Raw genomic sequence first — 19702 nt, 5'->3', positions numbered from 1 at the left:
CGACCGGACCCGCGACCCGTCGGCTCAGGACCCTGGCCGCAGGCGTGCTCGTCCTCGCCGTGCCGGCGGGCGCCGCGCTCCTGCTGGCTCCGAACGGATGGGCGATCAATCGCCTGAACGTCGCGGTGTGGATCGCCGTCACCAAGCCCCTCGGGCTCATGGGAACCACCACCCCCGAGCAGTTCGCGGCGGTCATGAACGTGCTCGTGTTCGTGCCCGTGCTGGCCGCGCTCGCCGTGCTGCGCCCCACCTGGTGGTGGGCGGCGCTCGCCGCGGCCGGGTCCGTCGGCGTCGAGCTCTACCAGATGAGTCTCGGTACGCGGGAGCCCGACCTCGGGGACGTCCTCGCCAACACGCTGGGCGCCGTCCTGGGCGTCGGCCTGGGTCTGCTCGCGCGGCGGGCCGCCCGGCGCGCCGATGCGCGGCGCGGCCACGCCCGTCGGGCCGACGATCCTCGGCCCGACGCCCCGGGCCTCGCGCGCGCAACGACGCCCGGCGACGGCGAACCTAGGATGGCGGGACGGTCCGACGGAGGGGGGCGCGATGTGGGAGCTTGACGGCCGGATCCAGCGCTACGCGTGGGGATCCGCCGATGCGCTTCCGCGCTTCCTGGACCGCGAGGCCGATGGAGACGCGTGGGCCGAGGTGTGGTTCGGCGCCCACCCGCTCGCTCCCGCGCGCGTCGATGCCCTGGGCCTCGGTCTCGACGCCGCGATCGCCCAGGACCCGCGGCGCATGCTCGGCGATCCCGTGCACCGCTCGTTCTCGGGCCGCCTGCCGTACCTGCTCAAGCTCATCGCCCCGGCGCGCCCGCTCTCGCTGCAGGTGCATCCCTCGCGCGAGCACGCCCGCGAGTCGTTCGCGGCGGAGAACGCCGCCGGGCTGGCCCTCGACTCGCCCCGGCGCAACTACCGTGACGACAACCACAAGCCCGAGATGGTCGTGGCCCTCGAGCGCTTCGAGGCGCTGTGCGGCTTCCGGACCCCGCGCCGCGCGGCCGCGATCCTCACCGGACTCGACACCGAGCTCACCGACCGTCTCCGGGCGCTCCTCGTGGAGCATCCGACGGCCCACGGGATGCGTGCCGCGTTCCGCACCCTGGTCGCGCCCTCGATGCGCCCGGACCCCGAGCTCATCGCCGCCGTCGCGGAGGCCTGCCGCGCCCGCTTCGCGGCCGGGGAGTCACCCTCGCCGCGCATCGACCGCACCGTCGCGATGCTGCACGAGCACTTCCCGGGCGACGGGGGCGTCGTGGCGGCGCTGCTGCTGAACCCCGTGACGCTGCATCCGGGGGAGGCGATGCACGTGCCCGCCGGCGCCATCCACTCCTACCTGTCGGGCCTGGCCGTGGAGGTCATGGCCGCGAGCGACAACGTGCTGCGGGCGGGCCTGACCGGCAAGAAGGTCGACGCCGACGAGATGCTCCAGTGCGTCTCGGTGGTCGCCGCGCCGCCGCTGCGCGTGGCCCCCGAGCGGCTCACGGAGCGCACCGTCGCCTACTACGCGCCCGTCGATGACTTCGAGCTGTCGCTGACGACGCTGGACGACGGTCAGGGCAGCTTCCAGCCCCGGCATCCGATCCCCGGGTCGGGGCCGCGGATCCTGCTGGGCATCGACGGGGAGGCCCTTGTGGAGTCCGCGGGCGGGCGCCGACGGATCGGCCGCGGGCGGGCACTGTTCGTCCCGGCCTCCGCGGGGGCCGTCCGCGTGGGCGGACGCGGTCGGATCGTGCAGGCGAGCGTCCCGTGACCGCGCACCGCTACCGGCTCGGCGACGTGGTGATCGACCGCGTCGAGGACGAGGCGTGGGTCGCGCCGCTCCCGTCCGGACCGATCATGCTGCTGCAGGGCATCTCCCCGCTGGTCGTCGACGTCCTTACCGCGGCCGGGTCGCCCCTGACGTCCCACGAGGTGCTCGAGGGCCTGCGCGGGCTCGTCGCCGACGTCCCCACGGACGCGGAGGCGATCGTCACGGCCCATCTGGTCGACCTCGCCGAGCACGGGGTGCTCGAGGCGGTCGCCGATGACGCCTGAGCGGATCGTCCTGGACCTTCCCGGCGGCCCCCTCGCCCTCGAGGGCACGCCCGCGCTCGCCGCGCTGATGGACGAGCTGCGCAAGCTGTGGGCGCCGGTCGTCGTCGAGCAGAGCGCCGTGTCCGCGGACGGTGCGGCCCAGCGCACCCCCGGAACGGGGCATCGCGGCGCCGCTCCGCGCTCCGGGACGGCTCCGGAAGGGGACGAAGAGGACGGTCCTCGGGTGCTCCGCCTGGTGGCGCGCGAGGAGGATGCGGCATCGCTGGGGGCGCGTGCGGTCGATCCCGGTCCCGGCGCCGCCTACGCCGTGTCCGGGCTGGTGACGCGCGAGGTGATCGGCGCCCTCATCGGGCACCGCCTGCTCCTGCACGCCGCGGCCGTCGCGACCCCGCAGCTCGGGTGCGTGCTGCTGGTGGGCCCGTCCGGCGCGGGCAAATCCACGGCCGCGCGGACGCTGGGACGCGGTGGGACCTACCTGACCGATGAGCTGACCGTGATCGACCCGGAGACGTTCGCGGTCACCGCCTACCCGAAGCCGGTCTCTATCGTGGGGGAGCCGGACCCGGACGGAGGCGAGTCGTCGAAGACCGACGTCGCGCTGCCGGAGCTCGGCCTCGTGGCGGGAGCGGGGGCGGCGCGGCCGGATGCCGTCGTGCTCCTGGGTCGCGTCGAGGAGCGCGGCGCCGACGCGTCGTCGCGGCGCCTGCCGCTGGCCGAGGCGCTCCCGCAGCTGATCGCGCAGTCGTCATCCGTCTGGAGAGTGCCGCGGCCGCTCACCCGCCTGGCGACGCTGCTGGGCGACGTCGGCGGGGCGCTCGAGCTGCGCTACGCCGAGGCGGAGGACATGCACGCGCTGCTGGCGGATCCGCCGCCGGCGCTGCGCGAGCCCTGGGAGGCCGTCGCTCCGCGGTCGGAGCGGCCGGCCGAGCCCCCGACGGTCGACGCCGAAGCATCGCCCGCCCGCAGCGATACCGAGCCTGCGCCCAGCGGAGCCGAGCCGACCCGCAACGATACCGAGCCTGCGCCCAGCGGAGCCGAGCCGACCCCCGTGCCGTCGGCCCGGCGCGCGCACGCCGACGGGACGGACCCGGACGGCCCGGACCCTGCCGGGGCGGGGCCGTGCTGGCAGGCGGCCTCGTTCGTCGAGGCCCTCGTGGTGGAGCAGGGCGTGCTCGTGCTGCGGCAGGGGGATCTCATCACGCTCGGCGGCGGTGCCGCTCTCGTCTGGCTCGACCTCGTTTCGCAGGGGCCCGCCGCCGCGAGGACCGTCGCGGCCCGCCTGGACCTCGACGGCCCGCGCCCCGCGTTCGAGGACGTCGAGGAGTGCATGGGGCTCCTCGCGGAGCTGCACCTCATCGAGCGGTGCGATCCGGGCCCGTCTGCGTGACGCGCGCGGCATCCAGCTGCTCGATGATCTCCTCGACGAAGTCCGAGACCTCGTCGCCGCCGGCCACGGGGCCGCCCGCGAGCATGCCGTCGGCCCCCAGCAGCACCGCCGCCGGCGTGCCGCGCATCGACAGCGTCTCGGCGAGGGTGGAGTGCACGTCCTCCATCGGGCCCGGCCCCAGGCGCTCGAGATCGGGCTGTGCGATGCCCGCGAGCGGCCGCGGCAGCACCATGTGCACCGCGACCAGGGGATCGAGGCGCTCCCTCCACGCGGGCAGCGCGGTGAGGATGCGCTCGCACGGCCCGCACCCCGGGTTCACCCAGATGAGCAGCACCGCGCGCCCCGCCGTGAACGAGCGCAGCGGAACGAGCTCCCCGTCGGCATCGCGCAGCAGGCCCGGGGGGATCGGCGTGCGCAGGTAGTCGAGCTCGTCGTCCTCCGCCGCGCCCGCGCTCCCCGCGTTGTCCTCCGCCGCCACGTCGTGCGCCGCGCCCGCGCTTCCCGCGGCGTCGTCGCGCCGTACGCCGCCTTCGGAGGCGTCGTCGTGCGCGCCGGTCGTGGCGGAGGCTGCCCGCGCGGGTGCGTGCGAGCCGAGCGGGGCCGCCGTCGGCGCCTCCTCATCCTTCTCCGTCCCGCCCAGCGTGAACGCCGTCAGCAGCACGGCGGCACCCAGCGCCAGCGTCCACGCCAGCAGCAGCGGGCAGGCCGTGAGCACCGCCGCGGCCGTGGCACCGGTGGCCGCGGAGACCACCCCGGCGACGCCCAGCAGGCTCAGCGTCACGTTGCGCAGCGCGCTCGCCCGCGACACGTTCGGCGACCCCAGCGTCCCGAAGCACGAGCAGTGCACCGGCTCGTCGAAGCCGAGCGCCCGCACGATGATCACCAGGTACGCGAGCATCAGCGCGAGCGTCGCGGCCGCGACTGCCACCTGCACCGGCACGATCGGGATCCACAGGCCGACGGCGAGGAGCAGCTCGCCCGGGGCGAGCAGCAGCGCCCCCAGCCGGTGCAGCGGCCGCGCGGGCGTGCGCAGGGAGACCATCGCGTCCTCCGTCGCCCGGGGGTCGCCGATCTTGGCGAGGCCCGAGACGAGCAGGGTGAAGGTCAGCAGGATCGGTGCGGCGACGAGCGGGCTCATGCGGGGCCTCCGGGGGAGGGGAGAACGGGGAGCAGCAGGCGCAGCTGCTCGTCGATGCGGGCGGCCGAGCGCGCGGCCGCGGCCCGCCCCTTGCGGTACGGGTCCGGGATGGTGCCGTCGGCGGTGCGGCGGGCGCGGGACCAGGCGGCGACATCGGCCGTCGTCAGCGTCCGGGGCGGTGCACTGCGCTGATCCTCGTCGTCGAACTGTGCGGCAAGGGCGGGCATGCCATGCGAGCGTCCAGCGCGGGGCGGTGCGACGAGGGCCGCGAGGTCGCCGACGTGGCCGAGCAGCCCGGCCCGGCGCCGCGCCGCGGGCACCTCGTCCCCGATCACGTCGAGATGCTCGGGCCCCATCGCGAGGATCAGATCGGCGTCGAGGTCCGCGGCGGTGAGCTGCCGGGAGCGGAAGCCCGCGGCATCGCCGCCCCGCTCGGCGAGTTCGGCGGCCATGTCGGCGTCCATCGCGGAGCCCTGCAGGGAGAACGTGCCGCGGCTGGCGATGGTGAGGTGCGGGGCGCGGTGCGCGAGGAGCCGCTCGGCCAGCGGGGAGCGGCACACGTTGCCGGTGCACACGAACAGCACCGAGCGGATCGGGCGCGGGGCGGGGGAGACGGGGCCCGGTGTGCGCTCAGGATCTGCCGGGCTCATCAGGGCCGACGGGCGCGCGAAGCCCGAGAGGCCCGGCGGCGCGGTGTCGGCGTCGGTGAGCCCTCGCTCCCGGCCGACGGCGGCATCGTCCCAGCGGTGCACGGCGTCGCCCCGGCCGCGCCGGGGCGCTGCGGGATAGGGCGCGCGCGGCCAGGTCGAGGGGTCCGAGGACATGGCGCCAGCGTAGCCGCGCCGGTACGGTCGTCGTCCGGCCGATGGTCCGGCTGACGACCCAGCTGACGACCCGGCTGACGGCCCAGCTGATGACCCAGTTGACGGCCCAGTTGACGGCCCTGCCGGTGGCACGGATCGACGGTCCCGCAGAGGACCCTGCCCGTGGCCCCGGCTGCAGCCCAGCTGAGGGCTCAGCTGATGTCGTCGCCGGTGGCCCCGGCCCAGCGTTCGCCGAAAGGCTGACGCCTCGCGCGCCGACGGGCGCCAGGTATCGACCATCGTCGCGGGACGCGGGGGCGCGGGCCCGACATACTGGACGCGGCCCGATCCCCGATCCCCGGAAGCGAGTGCTCCATGTCCCAGACGCCGCCCTACGGCAGCCCCTCCCCGTTCGGACCGCCGTCGTCCGCTTCCGCGGGCGCGCCCGCCGCCTCCGGGGCCGGCCCCGCCGGCCCGAACCTGGTCAACGGCACCACCGTCCACGGCGTCCTGGGCCGCAGGGGCATCCGCCACCCGTGGGAGATCCCGATGGTGATCATCGGCGCGATCGTCACTCTCGTCGCCTACGGCCTGTGGCTCACGATCGTGGTCGTCTCGATCGTCAACGCGATCCGCGGCGAGGGCCCGACGATCCTCACCGTCACCGAGGACCCGACGAACCCCTTCGGCAGCCTGGTGATCCAGCTGTTCGCGGTCGTCATGCTCATGCCGATCATCATCTGGATCGCCCGCGCCATGATGTACGCGCAGATGCGGGCGATGTCCACGCGGATGAGCCCCACCCAGTTCCCCGAGGGCTACCGCATGGTGGTCGAGGCTGCTCGCCACCACGGGCTGCGGCGCGTGCCCGACGCGTACGTGGCCATCGGCAACGGCATGATCAACGCCTTCGCCTCCGGCCACGGGTTCCGCCGTTTCGTGGTGGTCTACTCCGACCTGTTCGAGGTCGGCGGCGCCGCCCGCGACCCGGAGGCCCTGCGCTTCGTCATCGCCCACGAGGTGGGCCACCTCGCCGCCGGGCACGTCTCGTACTTCCGTCTGCTGCTGACTAACCTGCTCTACCAGGTGCCGCTGCTGGGCATGGCCCTGTCGCGCGCCCAGGAGTACACGGCCGACAACTACGGCTACGACGTCACGCCCAGCGGCTCCGCGGGGGCGATGGCGGTGCTCAGCGCCGGCAAGTACCTCAACGCCGACGTCAACGTGAACGAGCTCGCAGACCGCGCCGTGACGGAGAAGGGTCTGTGGGTCCACATCGTCAACTGGCGGGCGTCTCACCCGATCATGACCTGGCGCGCGCACGCCCTGCGCGACCGCTCTGCCGCCGGGAAGCTGTGGTTCCGCCCCGGCTTCCGCCTGTGGCCCGGATCGGCCACGACGCCGATGTACCGCGGGCCCCTGCCGGCCGGCAGCGTCTTCTCCGGCACCTGGCCCACGCCCGACGAGGTCCTTGCGATGCTCGACGCCGCCGACCGCGAGCGCCCCGCCAACCTCACCAACCAGTTCGGTCGCTTCCCCGGCGTCGACTACTCGAGCGCGCCGCCGCAGCGCACCGTGCAGACGGCCCCGCCGTTCCTGTCGCGCCGCGCCGACCAGCCCGTCGCCCCCGTCGTCCCGCCGCAGCGCCCGGGCGCCGGTCCGTACGGGGGCTACCCCGCGGCCTGACGCGGCTGAACGGGTGGGGCGCGCACTCGGCTGGTCGGGCCAGCGCGCTGACGCGGCTGAACGGGCTCGCCCTCTGCGCGGCTGAACGGGCCGGCCCCCGGCACGGCACGCCCGCTCGTGCCATCGGCCCGCCCACTGCACCCCGCACCGGACCCCGTCGTCTCCCCGGAGGCGGCGGGGTCCTGCGCTGCGGCCTTTCTGCCCCGAGTGCTGAGAAGGCGAACCGCCGCGAATCCTCGCCTCTGCTGCGACGGACATCTGCCGCCCCGCCCGACCTCCCGAGACGCGCGGCCCGACGCCGTCGGGCTCTCCCGGACGGTCGCGTCTGGTCGGCCACACCGGCCCCACGGACCCCTCGGCCCCCTTGCGCGCCCCGTCCTACGATCGACGGGTGACCGCTCCCAGCACCCAGCCCCCGGCCCTCACGCCAGCACGGCGCAACCAGCTGCTGCTGGTGCTGCTCGCGCCCCTGTTCATGGCGCTGGTCGCGGTCTCCGTGCTCAACGTCGCGCTCAACGCGATCGGCCACTCCCTCGGCGCCTCGAGCGAGGGCCTGCAGTGGGTGCTGTCCGGCTACGCCCTCGCGTTCGGCCTCGTGCTCGTGCCCGCCGGGCGACTCGGCGACGCGACCGGGCGCCGCCGTGTGCTGCTGATCGGCGTCGCCGTCTTCACCGTCGGCTCCCTCGCCTCCGGTCTCGCCCCCACGGTCCACGCCCTCAACGCCGCGCGCATCGTGCAGGGCATCGGCGCCGGACTGTTCAACCCGCAGATCGTCGGGATCCTGCAGCGGCACTTCCGCGGCCAGGCCCGCGCCAAGGCCTTCGCGCTGCTGGCCACCACCGTGGCCGTCGCCACCGCCGTCGGCCCCGTGATCGGCGGCCTCCTCATCCAGCTCCTGGGGGAGGACTCCGGGTGGCGCTGGATGTTCTTCATGAACGTGCCCATCGGCCTGGCCGCGCTCGCCCTGGGCCCCCGCTGGGTGCCCGACGACCACCGGCGCGACCGCTCCCGCCGCCTCGACATGGACCCCGTCGGCATCGTGCTGCTGGCCCTCGCGGTGCTCGCGATCATGCTCCCGTTCCTCGAGCGCGGCGCCGGGCACCTCATCTGGCTGTGCCTCCCGGCGGGCCTGCTGGTCCTGCTCGGCTGGGCCGCCTGGGAGAGCCGCTACGCGCGGCGCGGCGGCGAGCCGATGGTGGACCTCGACATCTTCGCCAGCCCCGCCTTCCGCAACGGCATCATCATCGTCTCCGTCTACTTCCTGGGCTCCACGAGCATCTGGATCATCGTGCCGCTGCTGCTCCAGGCGCACCTGCACCACACCGCCTTCGAGGCCTCCCTGCTGGGGCTGCCGTCCTCGGTGGGGGCGATGATCTCCTCCCAGGTGGGCGGACGCTACGTGCTGCGGCTCGGCCGGCGCCTGGTCATCGCGGGCTTCATCGTGGTGCTCGTGGCGCTGGGAGCCGTGACGCTCACGGCCGCCGTGGTCGAGGCTGGCGCGGCGCCGTTCTGGGTGCTCGCGATCCCGCTCGCTCTCGTCGGCGTCAGCCAGGGCATGATCATCTCCCCGAACCAGACCCTCACGCTGGGGGCCGTCGACTCGCGCTACGGCGGAGTCGCCGGGGGGATCCTCCAGCTGGGGCAGCGCATGGGCCAGGCCATCGGCACCGCGCTGATCCCCGGGATCCTGTTCTCGATCGTGGATACGGGCGGCGACTGGCTGCACGGCTTCACGATGGCGATGGTCGCGATCATGGCGATGACCGTGATGGCGCTCGGCGTGAGCATCGTCGACCGCGCCCGCGAGAAGGCGGTCGGTACCCTGGCGTGAGGGGGTGGTCGCGCGGCAATGCGGGCGGGTCGGCGGGCTCGCGTGACGGAGTGGTCGAACGTCGTCGGTATGCGCTTTCGGAATGGTCGATCCTCGTCGGAAAGTAGCGTCGATTCCGACGAAGATCGACCAATCGGCGTGGGCGGACGACGTTCGACCGCCGTGCGCAGGCAGGTGAAGAGCACCCACGGCATGCGGGTGCACAATGCGCGACCGCTGCGCAGGATCACGACGTTCGACCGCCGTGCGCGGGTGCGTCAGAGGCGACGACTGCGCGTGGGCGCAGACGCCTGGCCGGAGAAGTGCCCGCCGGGCATTCTCGGCGCGTGCCACTGCGCGCTCGAAGAAGTCGATCTTTGCCGCATCGCTGAGGTTGCATGTCGATCGTGACCGCAATCGGGGAGCTGATGCGGTCAGGATCGACATCGAACCCGGGCGGAAGCGGCAGAGAGCGACATCGTGGGTCGGGGGGCATGAAGCAGGGGAGCCCTCACACTGGCGGAGACACGAGGCACGAGACGCCCCGCCCCTCGAGTGGGGGTGCGGGCGTCGGGCCGAAATCGCGGGCCACCATGCAGAGGTGCGGCGTCTCGTACTCCAGGCGAGCAGTGTTCGGCCCGGCGCACGGGGGCGTTGGGCAGAGGCAACGGGCGCCGGATCCCGGCGCGAGGTGCTGGGAGCAGGGCGTCCGGCGTTCTGTGTCCATTCCCGTGTACATGGCCGCGGCCATGTACACGGGAATGGACTCAACTCGGCGTGGAGGGGCCCGGCCCAAGTGGAAGACCCGCGCGGGATGCGGGCGCTGAGGCCAACGCGCCAGGTCGACGCGCACAGACCAACGCGCACAGACCAACGCGCCAGGTCGACGCGCACAAACCAGCCTGCACAGGCCTCCGCGCTCACGCCGGCCCGCTGAGGCCATCCCAATCAGGCCCCATGCTCAGCCCGTTCAGGCCGCCGTGGCGGGGATCGGCGTCGCCGTCAGCTTCCACACCTCGTCGGCGTAGTCGCGGATCGTGCGGTCCGAGCTGAAGCGGCCCGACTGCGTGATGTTGATCCACGCCTTCTTCTGCCAGGCCTTCTGGTCGGCGTAGTCCGCGGCCATCGCGTCCTTCGTCTCGCGGTAGGCGGCGAAGTCGCCCAGCACGTAGTAGACGTCGGCCGGCTCGTGGGAGGCCTCGAGCAGGCTGCGGCGCAGGTCGGCGAACCAGCCGGAGCCGTTGTCGTCGAGGGTGCCGTCGGTCAGGGCGTCGAGCACGCGCTGCAGGCCGGGGGTGGACGCGGCGACCTGCGCGGGGTCGTAGGACGCCCGCAGCTGCGGCAGCTCCTCCTCCTTCGCGCCGAAGATGTAGGCGTTGTCCTCGCCCACCGCGTCGAGGATCTCCACGTTCGCGCCGTCGAGCGTGCCCAGGGTCAGCGCGCCGTTCATCATGAACTTCATGTTCGAGGTGCCCGACGCCTCCTTGCCGGCGGTCGAGATCTGCTCGGACACGTCGGCGGCCGGGATGATGTGCTCGGCGGGCGACACGTTGTAGTTGTGGACGAAGACGACCTTGATGCGGCCGGCGACGTCCGCGTCGTCGTTGACCAGCGCGGCGATCGTGTTGATCAGCTTGATGACGCCCTTGGCCCGGTAGTAGCCGGGGGCGGCCTTCGCGCCGAACACGAAGACGCGCTTGGGCACCTCGAGCGTCGGGTCCTCCTTGATGCGGAAGTACAGGTCCAGGATGTACAGCGCGTTCAGCAGCTGGCGCTTGTACTCGTGGAGGCGCTTGATCTGCACGTCGAAGATCGCGTCGGGGTCGATCTCGATGCCCTCGCGCTCGGCGATCCAGGCCGCGAAGTCGCGCTTGTTCTCGCGCTTGATGGCGGCGAGCTTCTCGAGCACCGCGTCATCGGCCTTGTCGGTGGCCTCGGCGAGGACGGAGAGGTCGGTGACCCACTGATCGGAGCCCATGACCTCGTCCAGCAGCGCGGCCAGGCGCGGGTTGCACTGCTTGAGCCAGCGGCGCGGGGTCACGCCGTTGGTCTTGTTGTTGAAGCGCTCGGGCCAGATCGCGTGCCACTCCTTGAGGGTCTCGCGCTTGATGATCTCGGTGTGCAGCGCGGCCACGCCGTTGATCGAGTACGAGGCGTAGCAGGCGATCCACGCCATGCGCACGGTGTCGCCGGCGATCGGCGCCATGTAGTCGGTGGTGCCCTGGTCGATGCCGCGCTCGGCCATGTCGAGGCGGAAGCGGCGGTCGATCTCGCGGACGATCTCGAGGATGCGCGGGAACAGGCGCTCGAAGATCGAGACGTCCCACTTCTCGAGGGCCTCGGACAGCACCGTGTGGTTGGTGTACGCGAAGGTGCGGGAGACGACGTCCCAGGCGCTCTCCCAGCCCAGGCCGTGGACGTCCATGAGCAGGCGCATGAGCTCGGGGATCGCGAGCACCGGGTGGGTGTCGTTGAGCTGGACCGCGTTGAACTCGGCGAAGCCGCTGAGGTCCTCGCCGTGCTCGGCGACGTAGGTGTCGATGATCGTCTGCAGCGACGCCGAGACGAAGAAGTACTGCTGGCGGACGCGCAGCACCTTGCCCTCGTAGGTCGTGTCGTTGGGGTAGAGCACGCGCGAGATGTCCATGGCGCGCTCGCGCTCGACGATCGCGTCGGTGAAGCGCTGGGAGTTGAACGCGTCGTAGTCGAACTCCTCGATCGGCTCTGCCTTCCACAGGCGCAGCGTGTTCACGTTCTGCGTGCCGTAGCCGGTGATCGGCATGTCGTAGGGGATCGCGCGGACGTCCATGTCGGCGAAGTGGACGCGGCGCTGGGCCTCCTCGCGGCGGATGACGAAGGGGTAGCCCTCCTCCATCCAGGAGTCCGGGTGCTCGGTCTGGAAGCCGTTGTCGAACAGCTGCTTGAACAGGCCGTAGCGGTAGAGGATGCCGTAGCCGGCGACGGGCAGGTCCAGCGTCGCGCACGAGTCGAGGAAGCACGCGGCCAGACGGCCCAGGCCGCCGTTGCCGAGCGCTGCGTCGGGCTCCTGCTCGAGGACCGTCGACAGATCCTGGCCGATCGCGCCGACGGCCTCCTTCGCCTGGTCGACGAGGCCCAGGTTCGACAGGTTGTTCAGCAGGGCGCGGCCCATGAGGAACTCGGCGGAGAAGTAATGCTCCATGCGGCCGCTCGCGTAGGCGCGCGACGTGCGCTCCCAGCGGTCGGCCACGCGCTCGACGACGGCGGACGACAGGCCCTGCCAGACCTCGTAGGGGGTGGACAGCTCCGCGGGGCGACCCGACGTCGCGCGGACGGCGGGGGCAACGGACCGGGTGAGATCCAGGGTCATGGCATTCCTCTTGTTCGACGGGTGGCGACCCGGTCGGGCGCTGCCGTCACGTCCGTCGAACCTCTCCCGACGCCCGTGCCGCGGCATGCCCTGCCCACGAGGGGCAGACCGGCGTCATCGCTCGTGCCCAGCCTATCCAGCCCGAGCGCGCCGCGCGGCCCCAGAGGGCCCGCCCCCACGTGGATTCGTCCACCATGCCCGCCCGCGGTCGCCTACGATCAGGGCGTGACCGAGATGCCCAGCGCCGGTGCGCCCGCCCCCGTCGACGATCCTGCGATCAGTGTGCTGATGCCCGTGCACGATGCCGCCGCCACGCTCGATGAGCAGCTCGACGCGCTCGCGGGCCAGGACTTCCGCCTCCCCTGGGAGCTCGTCATCGCCGACAACGGCTCGACCGACGGGACCCGGGACGTCATCGAGGCCCGCCGTGCCGGATTCCCCGCCCCGATCCGCCTGATCGACGCCGGCGCGAGCCGCGGCGCCGCCTTCGCCCGCAACGCCGCGATCCGGGCCGCCCGCTCGGACCGCCTCGCGTTCTGCGACGGCGACGACCGTGTGGGGCCGCAGTGGCTCGAGGGCGCCTACGAGGGCCTGGACCGGGCCGATGTGGTCGGCGGCCCCCTGCGCCGCCATACAGTTCCCTTCGACCCCGACTCCCCGCTGCTGCCGTTCCACTCCGTCTCCGACGACTCCATCGTGGCGAGCAACGTCGCGATGCGGCGCGCGCCGCTCGAACGGGCGGGCGGGTACGACGCCGCGTTCTCGGGCTACGGCCGGGAGGACCACGAGCTCGCCGTGCGCCTGTGGAAGATCGGGGCGACCTTCGCCTACGAGCCCAGGATGCTGGTCCACTACCGCCTCACGTCCGACCAGTGGGTGTTCATCCGCAAGATCTACTCGTCCAGCCGCGCCGACGTGGTCATCTGGCGCCGCCACCCGGAGACGTACCCGGGACGCCAGGGGCGCGGTTTCGTGCTGCGGGAGGCGCTCTCGCTGCCCGTGAACCTGGTGCGCGCCGCACGCGGCGGCGGAGTGCGGCGCATGGCGCGGGTGGGCGTCGAGCTCGCGGCCCGCGCCCGCGACATGCTGGGGCCACGCCGTCCCCTCGAGCCCCCGCGCCTGCTCACGACGATGACGGAGGAGACGCCCGAGATCCCGCCTCGCGCCCGGGCCTGACGGGGCCGCCACCAGGAGCGGCGGCACGCGACGGCGCCGCCGCGACTCGCGGGGCGGTCGTCGCGGCCTCCTCAGACGGTGCGGGCATCCTTGCGGCGGTCGTACTGCTGGTACAGCGCCCGGTGCAGCGCCGGAGAGATGCGCACGAGCAGCCACTCGACGGCCTCGTTGCGGTGGCCGTGGCGGGCGAGCGCGAGGGCGCCGCGCAGCGAGATGCGGCTGCGGCACCAGGCCGTGACCTCCTCGCGCAGCGGCGACGACGCCTTCTCGCGGGCGGCCTTGTGGAGCATCTGCGTGACCACGTGTCGCTCGAGATCCGCCTGCAGCACCGCGGCCTCGCCGGGGGCGAAGCTCTCGGCGACCAGCTCGCGCACCAGATCGGGCAGCTCGCGCAGCGTCCACACGCTCGCGTGGAGGCCGCCGGTCACCGATGCCGGGTGGATCGTGTAGCGGTACAGGGGACGGTCGGCGTACCCGACGACGGATCCGGGACGGGAGGCGAGGTTGCGCAGCTGGAACACGTAGTCCGAGTACGGCTGGCCGAGGGGGGGCCTCGACCGTCGGCCGGCGCATGAGGACCATCTGATTGCCGGGGATCTCATGGCGCAGGATCGCGCGGATCGCGCCCCGGGCGTCGGAGGAGCGCCCGGGCGGGGACCACCACTGGGTGCCGATGAGGCGGCCGCCGCGGTAGCAGGGGATGGGGGCGAAGACGGTGTCGGCACCGTGCTCCCGGGCCGTGGCCAGGAGGACGGCGAGGTAGTCCTCGGGGACGGAGTCGTCGGAGTCGACGAAGGTGACCCATTCGCCGCGAGCCCGCCGCAGAGCCTCGTTCGTGACGCCGGCGTAGCCGGTGTTCTCGGGCAGGCGGATCACGGTCAGCCGGGGGTCGGCGGGGAGGTCCTCGGGGACGGGTCGCCGGGTGGAGCCGTCGTCGATGACGAGCACCTCGATGTCCGCGACCGTCTGGGCCAGGACGGAGGCGAGCGCGGTGCGCAGGGAGTCGTCTGCGTCGTAGCAGGCCATGACGACGGTGACGAGGGGGCTGGGAGCGTCGCTGCTGCTCGGGGGCGCGGTCATGGTGCGGCTCTCCTCGGGTGACGGGGCGGTGCGGGACCCGGCCCCGCATCCGCGTCTATTATCGCGCGACGGTGCCGGGATCCGGAACGGTCTGCCCGGGAGACGGGACGGTCGCGTCGGCATCCGACGGGCTCTGCCCGGCGTCCGCCGCCTCGTCGGCCTGCGCGTCCCCGCCGTCCGCGACGCGGTGGCGGACGGCGTCGATCACGTACAGGCCCGCGAGGAAGGCCTCGGAGACCACGAGCGCGACGGAGGCGCCGATCGATCCCCACAGCCAGCTCGCGGGGATCAGCGCGACGAGGTGGAAGAGGCAGCCGGCGCCGGCGATGCGGGCGATCGCGGAGAAGCGGTGCTGTGCCGTGACATGCAGCTGCAGGACCGTCCCGATGCCCACGAAGACGAGGGATGCGCCCATGAGCTGCATGACCGGAACGGTCCCGACCATCGAGGCGCCCAGGTACCAGGGGACGAACCAGGGGGCGTTGAGGACCAGCATCGCGCCGGAGACCGCGTACGCCCCGAACACGCCCCAGGAGATCAGGCGCTGCAGCGAGCGGGCGTCGGCGCCCTCGCTGGTCATGCGCGGGAGCATCGCGTCGACCACGCCGCGCAGCACGCCGCGGACGGCGTTGGAGAACCGCTCCCCGGAGCCGAAGTAGGCGACGTCGAAGCGCGTGGAGACCAGGCCCAGCACGACCGTGTTCATCGTGCCCATCATCAGCACCGACACGTTGGAGATGAACAGGGCGCCGGAGTCGGAGAACGCGTCCCGGATCTCGGCGAGGCTCGTGCGGACGGGCCGCGCATCGTGCCAGCGGGTCAGGAGGAAGAACCAGCACAGCACGGCGGACAGCGCCAGCGGGAACTGCTGCCACAGCATCGCCAGGGCGAGATCCTCCGGGCCGTGGACCGTCAGCAGCAGGAGCGCCAGCGCCGCCAGGCGCGAGACCGCGGTGAACACGGCGAACTGCTTGGCCCGGCCCACGCCCTGCAGCAGGAACGCGGGGAACAGGGCGCCGATGCCGATCAGCAGCAGGCCCAGGAGATACATGAGCCACAGCGCGCGCATCGAGGGGACGGCGAGCACGACGCCCATCAGCACGACGGATGCGGCGCACCAGATGAGCACCTTGGCGCCGAGCGTCGCGGCGACGATCCGGGAGCGCTCCGACTCGCTCGTCGCGACGGCGATCCGGCGCAGGGCCGAGCCGCCGAAGCCGAAGTCGACGGTGAAGATCACGATCTGCAGGACCGCGAGGGCGAACATCAGGTGCCCGAGGTGCTCAGCGCCCACGATGCGCGTGAGGAACGGCAGGGAGACCAGCGGGTAGGCGAACGATGCGAGGTAGCCGAGGGCGACGGCGAGGGCGTCGGTCCCGGCGCCGCGCGCCGAGGCGTCCGCGGTGCGCATCTCCGCTGCGGCATCGGCCGCTGCGTCGACGGGCACGGCTCGGTCGAGCGGTTCCGGGGTGCCGTGCGGCGGGATGGCGGGCTCGTCCCGGGTCATCCGATCGCCCGCAGCGCCTGGGCGGTGCGGCCCGTGCTCATCCGGACGATCTGGAAGGACTCGGCGTGCTCCATCCCGGCCTGGCTGCCGCGGAACAGCGCCAGGGCGCGCAGCGCCTCGACGGATCGAGGACCCGGGAACGGCTGGTGCTGGGACTCGTAGACGCCGAAGGCCTCGATCTTGCGGTCGATCGTCTCGGTGACGTCGACGTTCCAGGAGGGCACGAACTGCGGCTCGGCGCCGGGAGCGTTCCAGTAGGTCTCCGAGACGGTCTCGTACATCGCGACGACCGCCATGCCCAGGCCGGTGCCCCGGGGACGGGTGACCACCATCGACGCCTCGAAGGCGGCCTTGTGGTCGACGTGGCGGTCGGGGAACGGCGCCAGGACGATGCTCGGGCGCACCCGGTCCACGACCTCCTGGAGCCCGCCGTTGAGCGCGGCGACCGAGCCGACGGACACCTCGACGCTGGGCAGGTCGAGGAACACGGACTCCTCGACGCCCAGCAGGGCGTGCGCGCGGCGGGCCTCGGCCTCGACGGTCGGGGCCACGTCCGCGGGGTACAGCGGGGGCAGGTCGGAGCACATCGCGACCACGGTGACGCCGAAGCCCGCATCGGCCAGGCGCGCGATCGTGGCGCCGGCCCCGAGGACCTCGTCGTCGGGATGGGGGGCGATCACCAGGGCGGTGGGGCTGTCGGTCATGCTCGATCTCCTGTCGGGGCGGCGGTGCGGACGGCGGTGCGGATCCGCATGCACACCTCGTCGATGTCGGCGGGGGAGGACGCGGGGGAGGAGGGCAGGGACAGGCCCGTCGCGTACAGACGGTCCGCGGTCCCGTCCAGGACCCGGTCCGCGGCGGGCACGGAGTCCAGGGCGGGCTGGACGTGCATGGGGGCGAACACGGGCCGGGCCTCGATCCCGTGCGATGCGAGCGACTCGCGCAGCGCGGTCGTGCTGAGGCCCGTGGCCTCGGGGTCGACGATCAGCGAGGTCAGCCAGCAGTTGTCGCCCTCGTCGTCCCCGCCGAGGATCTCGAGGCCCTCGACGTCCGCGCACAGGGCCCGGTACCGCGCGCGGTGGGCGCGGCGTGCTCCCATCAGCTCCTCGAGACGCTCGACCTGGGCCAGACCGAGCGCGGCGAGGATGTTCGAGAGACGGTAGTTGAAGCCGATCTCGAGGTGCTCGTAGTGCACGACGGGCTGGCGCGCCTGCGTCGCGAGGTGGCGGATGCGGTCGGCCAGCGCATCAACGTCGGTGAGCACGGCGCCGCCCGAGGACGCGGTCGCGATCTTGTTGCCGTTGAAGCTGAGCACCGACAGCAGGCCCTGGGAGCCGGCGGCGCCGCCCGTCCCGGTCGCCCCGAGGGACTCGGCGGCGTCGACGACGTGCACGGCTCCGTGCGCTGCGGCGATCGCGCCCAGGCGCTCATGGTCGGCCACCTTCCCGTACAGGTCCACGGGCATGATCGCGGCGATCGGCCGACCCTCCCCCTCCGCCTGCGCCAGCGCGCGCTCGAGGAGCTCGGGGGACATCGAGCCGGTCGCGTCGGAGTCGATCAGGACCGGGGAGGCGCCCGCGTGGACGACGGCGGCGGCCGTCGCGATGAACGTGAGGGTGGGGATGGCCACGCGGTCGCCCGGGCGCACGCCCGCGGCGAGCAGGGCCAGGTGCAGGGCCGCAGTGCCCGAGGAGACCGCGATGGCACGGCGCCGCTCCGTGAGCTCGGCGAGTGCGCGCTCGAAGGCGTCGAGCTGGGGCCCGGCCGGGGCGATCCAGCCGGAGTCGAAGGCCTCCAGCAGGAGCTCGCGCTCGCGGGGGCCGACGGACGGGACCGACAGGGGGATGCGGGGGGTCATCGGGAGGGCTCCTCGGTCAGGTGGGCGGTGGGGCCGGCGGTGCCCAGCGCGCGGTCGGCGAATGCGTCGACCGCGGCGGCGGACGCGCCGGGCTCGGGCAGGGACTCGGGCTCGACGCCCTCGTTGCGGACGTGGGTGACGCGCTCGGTGGTGCGCACGACGTCCATCTCGTCCGGGGTGAACAGCTCCTCGTGGAGCTTCTCGCCGGGGCGCAGACCGGTCAGGACCACGGGCACGCGCCGCCCCGACAGCACCATCATCCGCTCGACGATGTCGGCGATCCTCACGGGCTCGCCCATGTCCAGCACGAGGGTCTCCCCAGGGCGCCCGACCGCGACGGCGAACAGCACGAGCTCGCAGGCCTCGGGGATCGTCATGAAGTAGCGCGTCGCCTCCGCGTCCGTGAGGGTCACCGGGCCGCCGGTGCGGATCTGCTCGGCGAAGGCGGGGATCGCCGAGCCGCGCGAGCCGATCACGTTGCCGAACCGCACGGAGACGTAGGAGCGGCCGGTGCGGTCCGCGGCGGCCGTGGTGAGGGATTCCGCGATCCGCTTGGTGCGGCCGAGGACGCTCGAGGGGCTCGCGGCCTTGTCGGTCGAGATGTTCACGAAGTGCTCGACGCCGATGGTCTCGGCGGCCGCGATCACGTTCGCCGTCCCGTGGACGTTGGTCTTCCAGGCCTCGGCGGGGAAGCGCTCGAGAACCGGCAGGTGCTTGAGCGCGGCGGCGTGGAAGACGACCTGGGGCCGGTGGGCCGCGAAGACGGCGTCGAGCGCCGACCGGTCGCGGATGTCGGCGAGCACGAACTCGTCGGAGTCCAGCAGGGCGCGGCCGTGCATCGACATCGACAGGGCGTGCAGGGCCGACTCGTCGCGGTCGAGCATCGCGAGGGAGGCCGGGGCGAGGGCGCTGATCTGGCGGGAGAGCTCGGCGCCGATGGAGCCGCCGGCGCCGGTGACGAGGACGCTGCGGCCTTCGACCAGGGAGCGCACCGTCGCGGGGTCCGGACGGGACACGGAGCGGCCGATCAGGTCGGCGACGTCGAGGTCGCGGATCGAGGACAGGTCGACGTCCTCGCCGATCAGCTCCGTGATCGAGGGGACGGTCCGCAGCCAGGCCCCGCGCGAGGACGCCTGATCGGTCAGGCGAGCGAACAGTTCGGGAGAGGCGCTCGCGATCGCGACGATCGCGCCCTCGGCGCCGGTGCGGTCCAGGACGGCTGCGAGGTCCGCCGTCGTGCCCTGCACGCGCACGCCGTGCACGCGGAACGAGCGCTTGTGGCGGTCGTCGTCGAGGAGGGCGACGGGGAGGTACGGGCTCGAAGAATCCCGCAGCATCTGCTCGACGAGCGAGGGACCCACCTCGCCCGCGCCGATCACGACCACGGGGACTGCGCGCTGCGGGCGCTTCCCCCGGGCCACGAGCAGGCGCAGGAGCTGCCGCGCGACGACGATGAGCACGAGCGCCCACAGCCACGCCATCACGACCTCCTCCTCGAGGGGCCGCCCGCCCGCGGCGACGGAGGCGGCGGCCAGGGCCAGGAGGACACCCGCGGCGGTGATGCCGATGCCCCGCAGCTCGCCGGCGGAGCCGATCGGGTCCTGGTGGCGGTACACACCCGTGGCGAGCCCCAGGACGATCTGGACGAGGATCGCGACGGCCGCGAGGGCGGGGACCGCCGCGGTCGCCGCGTCATCCGAGATGGTGTGCGCGAGCAGCCACGCGAGGACCCATGCGGCGATGTCGGCGAGGCCGAGCACCACGAACGAGACCAGCGGCGAGTTGCGCGCGACGCCGATGCGACGCAGCGGAGAGGGCCATGAGGCCTCGGGGGCGGAGCGCGGAGCAGGGGAGGGCACGGGGTCTCCTCGGGGG

At 73.3% G+C, this 19702-nt stretch carries 15 protein-coding genes and 1 pseudogene; 7 read left to right on the top strand and 9 right to left on the bottom strand.

Annotated elements, in window-relative coordinates; all coding sequences use genetic code 11:
* The first annotated feature begins 44 nt into the window (after nucleotides 1-44).
* Genes FM110_RS10280 through FM110_RS10265 form a run of 4 tightly spaced genes read left to right on the top strand, consistent with a single transcriptional unit; the run spans nucleotide 45 to nucleotide 3420 of the window.
* Nucleotides 45-557 carry a VanZ family protein gene (locus FM110_RS10280; RefSeq protein WP_234992236.1) on the top strand — a complete coding sequence of 171 codons (513 nt, stop codon included), beginning with the start codon at nucleotides 45-47 and terminating at the stop codon, nucleotides 555-557.
* A complete protein-coding gene (gene manA / locus FM110_RS10275) occupies nucleotides 544-1749 on the top strand; it encodes a mannose-6-phosphate isomerase, class I (RefSeq protein ID WP_087104668.1) in 1206 nt (401 codons plus the stop codon). The genes FM110_RS10280 and manA overlap by 14 nt, the downstream gene beginning before the upstream one ends.
* The gene (locus FM110_RS10270; RefSeq protein WP_087104667.1) at nucleotides 1746-2033 is read left to right on the top strand and encodes a hypothetical protein; all 288 of its coding nucleotides are present in this window, start codon (nucleotides 1746-1748) and stop codon (nucleotides 2031-2033) included. Before manA ends, FM110_RS10270 begins: the two co-directional genes overlap by 4 nt.
* The gene (locus FM110_RS10265; RefSeq protein ID WP_087104666.1) at nucleotides 2023-3420 is read left to right on the top strand and encodes a hypothetical protein; all 1398 of its coding nucleotides are present in this window, start codon (nucleotides 2023-2025) and stop codon (nucleotides 3418-3420) included. Before FM110_RS10270 ends, FM110_RS10265 begins: the two co-directional genes overlap by 11 nt.
* Here FM110_RS10265 and FM110_RS10260 read toward each other — a convergent pair.
* Nucleotides 3386-4558, bottom strand: a complete 1173-nt coding sequence (locus FM110_RS10260; RefSeq protein WP_087104665.1) for a TlpA family protein disulfide reductase — start codon at nucleotides 4556-4558, stop codon at nucleotides 3386-3388. The two genes, FM110_RS10265 and FM110_RS10260, sit on opposite strands and share 35 nt — an antisense overlap.
* Nucleotides 4555-5382, bottom strand: a complete 828-nt coding sequence (locus tag FM110_RS10255; RefSeq protein ID WP_143276367.1) for an arsenate reductase/protein-tyrosine-phosphatase family protein — start codon at nucleotides 5380-5382, stop codon at nucleotides 4555-4557. The genes FM110_RS10260 and FM110_RS10255 overlap by 4 nt, the downstream gene beginning before the upstream one ends.
* 354 nt (nucleotides 5383-5736) lie before the next feature.
* Here FM110_RS10255 and FM110_RS10250 point away from each other — a divergent pair, with 354 nt between their 5' ends.
* Nucleotides 5737-7047: a M48 family metallopeptidase gene (locus FM110_RS10250; protein WP_087104663.1), complete on the top strand. Its 1311-nt coding sequence runs from the start codon at nucleotides 5737-5739 to the stop codon at nucleotides 7045-7047.
* 391 nt (nucleotides 7048-7438) lie between these two features.
* Entirely contained in the window at nucleotides 7439-8878 is a 1440-nt protein-coding gene (locus FM110_RS10245; protein ID WP_234992234.1) for an MFS transporter, read from the top strand.
* A 949-nt stretch (nucleotides 8879-9827) separates the two neighbouring features.
* On the opposite strand, the gene FM110_RS10240 is transcribed toward FM110_RS10245, so the two are convergent.
* Nucleotides 9828-12206: a glycogen/starch/alpha-glucan phosphorylase gene (locus tag FM110_RS10240; RefSeq protein WP_087104662.1), complete on the bottom strand. Its 2379-nt coding sequence runs from the start codon at nucleotides 12204-12206 to the stop codon at nucleotides 9828-9830.
* A 234-nt stretch (nucleotides 12207-12440) separates the two neighbouring features.
* Between FM110_RS10240 and FM110_RS10235 the strand changes: the two genes are divergently transcribed.
* Nucleotides 12441-13382 carry a glycosyltransferase gene (locus tag FM110_RS10235; protein ID WP_234992275.1) on the top strand — a complete coding sequence of 314 codons (942 nt, stop codon included), beginning with the start codon at nucleotides 12441-12443 and terminating at the stop codon, nucleotides 13380-13382.
* Nucleotides 13383-13453: 71 nt separating this feature from the next.
* Here FM110_RS10235 and FM110_RS10230 read toward each other — a convergent pair whose 3' ends face one another.
* From FM110_RS10230 to FM110_RS10205, 6 genes and pseudogenes are all read right to left on the bottom strand, one after another.
* A complete protein-coding gene (locus tag FM110_RS10230; protein WP_087104660.1) occupies nucleotides 13454-13903 on the bottom strand; it encodes a hypothetical protein in 450 nt (149 codons plus the stop codon).
* Nucleotides 13904-14036: 133 nt separating this feature from the next.
* Nucleotides 14037-14408: pseudogene (locus tag FM110_RS14945) on the bottom strand (glycosyltransferase family 2 protein); the annotation flags it as partial.
* Between the two features lie 112 nt (nucleotides 14409-14520).
* On the bottom strand, nucleotides 14521-15909 hold the full coding sequence (locus tag FM110_RS10220) for an oligosaccharide flippase family protein (RefSeq protein WP_159458043.1): 1389 nt from the start codon (nucleotides 15907-15909) through the stop codon (nucleotides 14521-14523).
* A 56-nt stretch (nucleotides 15910-15965) separates the two neighbouring features.
* Entirely contained in the window at nucleotides 15966-16673 is a 708-nt protein-coding gene (locus tag FM110_RS10215; protein WP_087104658.1) for a PIG-L deacetylase family protein, read from the bottom strand.
* A complete protein-coding gene (locus tag FM110_RS10210) occupies nucleotides 16670-17827 on the bottom strand; it encodes an aminotransferase class I/II-fold pyridoxal phosphate-dependent enzyme (protein WP_087104657.1) in 1158 nt (385 codons plus the stop codon). The genes FM110_RS10215 and FM110_RS10210 overlap by 4 nt, the downstream gene beginning before the upstream one ends.
* Nucleotides 17824-19686, bottom strand: coding sequence for a nucleoside-diphosphate sugar epimerase/dehydratase (locus FM110_RS10205; protein WP_087104656.1), 1863 nt, complete (start codon nucleotides 19684-19686; stop codon nucleotides 17824-17826). Before FM110_RS10205 ends, FM110_RS10210 begins: the two co-directional genes overlap by 4 nt.
* Nucleotides 19687-19702 lie beyond the last annotated feature (16 nt).

The sequence above is a fragment of the Brachybacterium nesterenkovii genome, from assembly GCF_900163655.1.
Classification (GTDB): Bacteria; Actinomycetota; Actinomycetes; order Actinomycetales; family Dermabacteraceae; genus Brachybacterium; species Brachybacterium nesterenkovii.
This window is presented reverse-complemented; position numbering and strand designations above follow the sequence as displayed.